The sequence below is a fragment of the Pedobacter sp. UBA5917 genome, assembly GCF_002432345.1.
Taxonomy (GTDB): Bacteria; Bacteroidota; Bacteroidia; order Sphingobacteriales; family Sphingobacteriaceae; genus Pedobacter.
Genome location: NZ_DJDT01000017.1, coordinates 1 through 6,257, shown reverse-complemented (window position 1 = coordinate 6,257; position 6,257 = coordinate 1). Strand labels below are relative to the sequence as shown.

The following is a 6,257-nucleotide window of genomic DNA, read 5'->3' as shown; positions in this document are numbered from 1 at the left end:
AAGCGCTTTGGGTACTTTGGCGCTCCAAAGTACCATGCCGCCGCGGCATAGGAGCGGAAAAAATAAAAAAAATAAATTTCGGCGTAGGGGTAAATCTCTTATGAGTTGTAATAGCTCTAAATTAACAAATAGAGATACTATGATTCCTGCAATTATTATTTGGGTATGCAAGAAATATTTTGCTCCAAAAACCTACAAAAAATTTTCCTCCCAAAACCCGGTCAATCCGAGAGTTGTTGCTACGGCACTTTTTCTCATCTGTTCATTGTCGTCGGCTTTTGCGCAGCAGAGCAGGTTTAACATTAAACGTAATGGCGAGATTATTGGGCAGATGTATTTTCAACAGAAAGAAGAAGGAGAAAATACTTATTTAACCATAACATCTAAAGTACAAACCCGGTTTTTATTTAAAATCAATGTCGAAACAGAAGATCAGGCACATTTTAAAAATGGCAGATTACTTACCTCAAATGTAAACAGGATTGTAAATGGCAATGCCAAAGAAGCCAAAAAAACAAGCTGGCTCAATAATGTTTATCAGCTTAAAACCGGCGATAAAACGAGTACCCTCAGCCAGCCTATCAATTACAACATGATGTTATTGTACACCAAAGAACCGGTTAATATCTCCGAAATATATTCTGATAATTTCCAGTGTTTTATTCCCATTCAAAAAAATGGTGCACATCAGTACCGCATTAATCTTCCTGATGGAAATTATAACGATTACCATTTCGAAAACGGGGTCTGTAAACTCGTTATCGTAAATCACTCATTGTACACCATCAGAATGGAAAGGGTTTAATATGGAAGCTGTAGCAAATAAATACCTGCGGGTTTTGGTTACCGGGGCATCGGGCTTTATCGGCCGGAAATTATGTTTTGCCCTGGCGGAGATGGGTTACGATGTAATTGCGCTCTGTAGAAATGTAAATCATCCATTTTTGATGAAACACAGGAACATCCAGTTTGTAAAAGGGGATGTTTTGGATACCGAAAGTTTGGAAAATGCCATGAAAGACTGTTATCAGGTATACCACACTGCGGCAATGGCCAAAATGTGGTGCAAAAATGAGCAGGATTTCTACGATGTAAATGTAATCGGAACAAGAAATGTACTTAATTGCGCCTTAAAAACAGGAGTAGAGCGGGTAGTGCATACCTCAACCTGTGGCGTATGGGGACCGACATTAAATTTACCGGTTTCGGAGAATGATCCAAGAGCTGTTGGATTTCCGATCAGTTACGAACGGACCAAATACCTGGCCGAGCTGGAAGTTAAGGCATTTGTGAAAAAAGGTTTGGAAGTGGTTATTGTAAATCCCTCGAGGGTATATGGCGATGGGCCGATTACCGATAGCAATACCGTAAGTAAAATGGTTACAGGTTACATTAACGGTACCTGGCATTTTATTCCCGGCGACGGAAAAGCCATTGCCAATTATGCTTTTGTAGATGATGTAGTGGATGGACATATCGCAGCCATGAACAAGGGAAGAAACGGCGAACGTTATATTTTAGGCGGGATTGACGTTTCATTTAATGGCTTCTTCAACATTTTAAAACAGCTTACGGGCAAACAGCGGAGTTTATACAAAATCCCGGTAAGTATTATTAAAGCATATAGTTTGCTGGAATCGTTAAAGTCGAGACTCTTTAATCTTACACCGTTTTTCCTGCCAGAATTTGCCGATAGGTTAAAGTGCAATCAGCAATATTCGAGCAATAAAGCCATTGCCGAATTAAATTATAGAATAACTCCTTTTGCGATAGGTTTAGGGAAAACCATTAATCACTTTCAGCATAATTAGAAGAAATATCGTCCTCGTTTGTAACGAGGATGATCGTGAACCACATTTGTAATGTGGAAAGTAGAATTAGCACATCGATACAATCGACATGCTCACCAGTCCTCGTTGCAAACGAGGATGATAAACAATGCATATAGATAGAATTTTAACGATAGCATCTAATAATCTGTGTTTATCTGTGGCAAAAAAATAAAAGATATAAAAATGAAACAGTTAACAGCATTGATTACAGGGGCAAGTGAGGGTTTAGGTAAATCTTTCGCCATCGAATCGGCCAAACGCGGGCTCGCACTGGTATTGGTTTCGTTACCCAACAGCGGATTGGAACATTTAGTAAATTACCTTCGTGTGAACTTTAACAGCAAGGTGTACGGTATTGAAATAGATTTAACCAAAAGCAATGCCGCAAGCGAAATATTCGAAAAATTAAAGGAGCAGAATATCAGCGTTAACGTTTTGATCAATAATGCCGGTTTAGGGAACTGGAGCTGGTTTGAAGATAAAAATGTTGAGTTTTACCGTACACAGATCGATCTTAACATCACCAATACCGTACTGCTTACGCGTTTGTTTTTAAACCATATCGATAAAAGCACAGCAAGTTATATTTTAAATGTGGGTAGTTTGGGCGGACATTTTATCGTTCCAAAAAAACAGGTTTATGGAGCAACCAAGTCTTTTATTGGGTATTTTACCCGTTGCCTGCAGCTCGAACTTAGCGGTACAAATGTGCACATCAGTTTGCTGAGCCCTGGTGGCATTAATACCAAGCCCGAATTGTTGGTAATGAACAGCGAACTGAAGGGTTTCGCAAAAGCCACCATTTTAGAAGCCGATTATGTGGCCAAAACAGCTATGGATGGCATGCTGAAAGGAAAAAAAGAAATTATACCGGGTTTTGCCAATCGTTTTTTGCTCATACTTGATAAAATTATCCCAACCTTTTTAAAAGAAATCATTATTAGGCGTAAATTGAGGTCGATTTTAACAACATAGATCTAAAACCCGGAACCTGTAAGGTTTTTAAAACCTTGCAGGTTTAGCTTTATGGAAAGTAACGATACCCACCTTATCGGATTAATTAAAAGCGGTAATAAACAGGCTTTCGACGAAGTGTTTTTAAAGCACTTTAAAAGTCTGCATGCCTATGCTTTTACCATCACCAGGGAGAAAGATGATGCTGAAGAAATTGTTCAGAATGTGTTTGTGCGCATCTGGACAAAAAGGGATCAGCTTAATGAAGATGGGTTTTTAAAATCATTTCTATATCGTTCGGTACATAACGAAAGCCTAAATTACCTCAAACATCAAAAAGTGAGATCGAAGTTTAATATCCATTATGCAGATGCAGTGAAAAACGATACCGGAAATTTAAATACAGAGATTATGGCAACAGAGCTGGAGAAAAATATCCATTCGGCAATAAACGAACTGCCCGAAAAATGCAGAAATGTGTTTCAGCTGAGCAGGTTCGACCAGATGAAATACCAGGAAATTGCCGATGCGTTAAACATTTCTATCAAAACGGTAGAAAATCAGATGGGGAAAGCCTTGAAAATTTTGCGGCTTAAAGTGGTCGATTTCCTGATCCTCATTTTTATATTATTAAAATAAGCTTATGGATCAAAATTATACAAATATTAACGATGATGTGCTTGCAAAATACCTGCTGGGTGAGGCCATTGTTGCTGAAATTGAGCAAGTTGAAACTTGGGCAGCATCAAATCCGGATAACCGTAAGCAGCTGGAGGATTTCAGGACGATACTGGAGAAAAGCAAACTTCAGATCGATCATTCGATAAACGAACATCAGGCTTTGGAGCGGTTAAATATCCGTTTGCAGAAAGAAACAAAAACAATCAGTTATACATTTGTGCTGCGCTGGGTAGCTGTAATTGCTATCATTTTTAGTGTGGGCTTATTTTTCTATAACAATTTGATCGGCAATAAAATCGCTGTAAACAGCGATGGCGAAACTTTAACCCAGGTTTTGCCTGATGGTTCTACTGCGATATTGAACAAACAATCTTCAATATCTTTTGTAGGGGGATTTTTTAATAAAACCCGCGATGTGAAATTAAAAGGGGAAGCTTTTTTTAAAGTTAGTGCCGATAAATCAAAGCCTTTTATCATCAGCATTAACGATGTGCAGGTAACTGTGGTTGGCACTGCATTTAATGTGAGGGGAGATGGAAAAGGGACAACTGTAATTGTAGAAAGCGGTATTGTTAAGGTAAATAACCAAAGCGATAGTGTACGTTTAACCGCTGGCGAAAAGGTAGAAGTTAGCCCAAATCAGGCACATTTAACTAAAAGTGAAAATCAGGGTAAACTGTACAATTATTATTATACAAACGAACTGGTTTGCGATGGAACACCTCTTGCTGATCTGGTTGTAGCACTTAACGAAAAATTTAAGTCGAATATCGTGATCACTAATCCTGCATTAAAGACGCTTCCCATCAGTACCACCTTTAAAAACGAATCGCTTAAAGAAATTTTGGATGTAATTGCAGAAACGTTTAAAATAAAAGTAGAGCATGGGCAAGGTATAATCAAACTTAAATAAAGACTTATGCGTACGCTCAAAGTTATTGCTCTATTTCTCTTATTTTCAAATTGTTTGGTTAAAGCGCAGTCTACCTTATCCAGAAATATTTCCCTCAATATCGATCAGCAGAAATTGGGTTCGGTATTGGCTACTATAGAAGAAAAAGGTGGCTTCAGGTTTTCGTATAACAGTAGTATATTACCGGTTGATAGTTTGGTCAGTATCCATGAAAATAACCTGAATATTGCCGAAACCCTCGATAAATTATTAAAACACCGGTTCGAATACCGTCAGTCGGGTAATTTTGTGATCATCCGTTATGCGCCGCTTGAGCTGGTCCTGCTCGTTAACGAATCGGTTGGCAATCCCGAACTTTATACCATTACGGGCCAGGTTGTCGATAAGTACACCAATAAACCGATACAGGATGCCAGTATTTACGAAAAAAAACTGCTGGTTTCCGAAATATCTGATGGGAATGGCTACTTCTCTATGCGTTTAAAAAATATTACGCAGCCCATTTCGCTAACCGTGAGCAAAGAAAATTATAAGTCAACCATTACCCACTTTTTGGCCGAGGTAAACATTACGCCTAAAAAAGAAAAGGCGGGTGAATCATTTATCAGCGGAAATTTAAACGACGTAGAAAAAACCTGGCTGGGGAATGCACTGGTTACAGCACAACAAAAAATCCAGTCGATCAATATCGGTGGGTTTATTTCTAAAGCACCATTCCAGTTTTCGTTAATTCCAAGACTAAACTCACACGGATCATTAAGCGGACAGGTGGTAAACAAATTTTCGCTTAATGTGGTTGGGGCTTACAGTGCCGGGGTAGATGGTGCCGAAATCGGTTTCGGTTTTAATATCGATAAAAGCGATGTGCAATATTTTCAGTTTGCTGGTGGTTTCAATCTGGTGGGAGGGAATGTTCGTGGAACACAAATAGGCGGCTTTTTTAATTATGTTATAGGAGATGTTCAGGCCGTACAGATTGCTGCCGCTTATAATCGCGTGGGTAAAAGTTTCGAGGGTTTTCAGGTTGGCGGGGTTTACAATAAAGTGAATCAGGATTTCAGGGGCATGCAGGTCTCTTTGGGATTAAACGATATTGGCAAAAACTTTAATGGTTTTCAGGTTGGTGCGCTAAATATTGGCTCAAGATATCAGGAAGGTATCCAGATCGGTGTCGCCGGCAATATTGTGAACGGAAAATCGCGTGGCATGCAGATTGCCGGAATTGCCAATTTAAATAAAGAATCGGATGGATTAAATATAGCAGGACTTGCAAATTATACTGCAACTACTGCCAGGGGATTACAGATAGGTACAATCAATTATGCCAAAAAATTAAAGGGAGTACAGCTGGGGGTTTTTAATATTTCCGATCAAAATGATGGTTACTCAATCGGACTGATTAATGTTGCCTTAAAGGGCTATCACAAATTTAGTGTGGGCACCAACGAGAGTACAACTTATAATTTTGCATACAAGGGCGGGAGTAAACGTTTGTACAATATGCTGATGTTCGGTATGAATACAAAATCTTCCGAAAAAATATATACTGGTGGTTTAGGCTTTGGAAAAGAAATAAACTTCTTCCGAAAAATTTCCCTGAATCCTGAAGTCAGCACGCAGTGTGTGTACCAGGGCGATTGGGCTTATATTAATCTGTTGGGCAAGTTTGAACTTCCGGTAAATATCAGGTTAAATAAATGGCTCGCCATTCAGGGCGGTCCGTCGGTTAATGTGTATCACACTAAACAGGATACCAAAATCGGTGATTTTGGATTGCTACAGGAGAAACACCGTGATTTTACCTTTAAAGATCCGAGATATACAGGTTGGATAGGTTGGAGTGTGGGGTTGGTTGTTTTGTAGAGAGGTTCTTTTTA

6 protein-coding genes are annotated in these 6,257 nt (G+C 39.1%); all 6 read left to right on the top strand.

Annotation, left to right across the window (positions count from 1 at the left end; translation table 11 throughout):
- Positions 1-139 precede the first annotated feature (139 nt).
- The 6 genes from B2V92_RS01160 (at position 140) to B2V92_RS01135 (ending at position 6,243) form a co-directional block, all read left to right on the top strand.
- On the top strand, positions 140-805 hold the full coding sequence (locus B2V92_RS01160) for a DUF6134 family protein (RefSeq protein ID WP_293304074.1): 666 nt from the start codon (positions 140-142) through the stop codon (positions 803-805).
- Between the two features lies 1 nt (position 806).
- Entirely contained in the window at positions 807-1,811 is a 1,005-nt protein-coding gene (locus B2V92_RS01155) for an SDR family NAD(P)-dependent oxidoreductase (protein ID WP_293304073.1), read from the top strand.
- 204 nt (positions 1,812-2,015) lie between these two features.
- Positions 2,016-2,807 carry an SDR family NAD(P)-dependent oxidoreductase gene (locus B2V92_RS01150; RefSeq protein ID WP_293304072.1) on the top strand — a complete coding sequence of 264 codons (792 nt, stop codon included), beginning with the start codon at positions 2,016-2,018 and terminating at the stop codon, positions 2,805-2,807.
- 51 nt (positions 2,808-2,858) lie between these two features.
- On the top strand, positions 2,859-3,425 hold the full coding sequence (locus tag B2V92_RS01145; RefSeq protein WP_293304070.1) for an RNA polymerase sigma-70 factor: 567 nt from the start codon (positions 2,859-2,861) through the stop codon (positions 3,423-3,425).
- A gap of 4 nt (positions 3,426-3,429) precedes the next feature.
- On the top strand, positions 3,430-4,380 hold the full coding sequence (locus B2V92_RS01140) for a FecR family protein (RefSeq protein WP_293304068.1): 951 nt from the start codon (positions 3,430-3,432) through the stop codon (positions 4,378-4,380).
- A gap of 6 nt (positions 4,381-4,386) precedes the next feature.
- Positions 4,387-6,243 carry an STN and carboxypeptidase regulatory-like domain-containing protein gene (locus B2V92_RS01135; RefSeq protein ID WP_293304066.1) on the top strand — a complete coding sequence of 619 codons (1,857 nt, stop codon included), beginning with the start codon at positions 4,387-4,389 and terminating at the stop codon, positions 6,241-6,243.
- Positions 6,244-6,257: the final 14 nt, after the last annotated feature.

Excerpts from the sequence above, each read along its gene's own strand:
- B2V92_RS01160 (WP_293304074.1), top strand. The coding sequence starts at position 140 with ATGATTCCTGCAATTATTATTTGGGTATGCAAGAAATATTTTGCTCCA.
- B2V92_RS01135 (WP_293304066.1), top strand. The coding sequence starts at position 4,387 with ATGCGTACGCTCAAAGTTATTGCTCTATTTCTCTTATTTTCAAATTGT.
- B2V92_RS01155 (WP_293304073.1), top strand. The coding sequence starts at position 807 with ATGGAAGCTGTAGCAAATAAATACCTGCGGGTTTTGGTTACCGGGGCA.
- B2V92_RS01150 (WP_293304072.1), top strand. The coding sequence starts at position 2,016 with ATGAAACAGTTAACAGCATTGATTACAGGGGCAAGTGAGGGTTTAGGT.
- B2V92_RS01145 (WP_293304070.1), top strand. The coding sequence starts at position 2,859 with ATGGAAAGTAACGATACCCACCTTATCGGATTAATTAAAAGCGGTAAT.
- B2V92_RS01140 (WP_293304068.1), top strand. The coding sequence starts at position 3,430 with ATGGATCAAAATTATACAAATATTAACGATGATGTGCTTGCAAAATAC.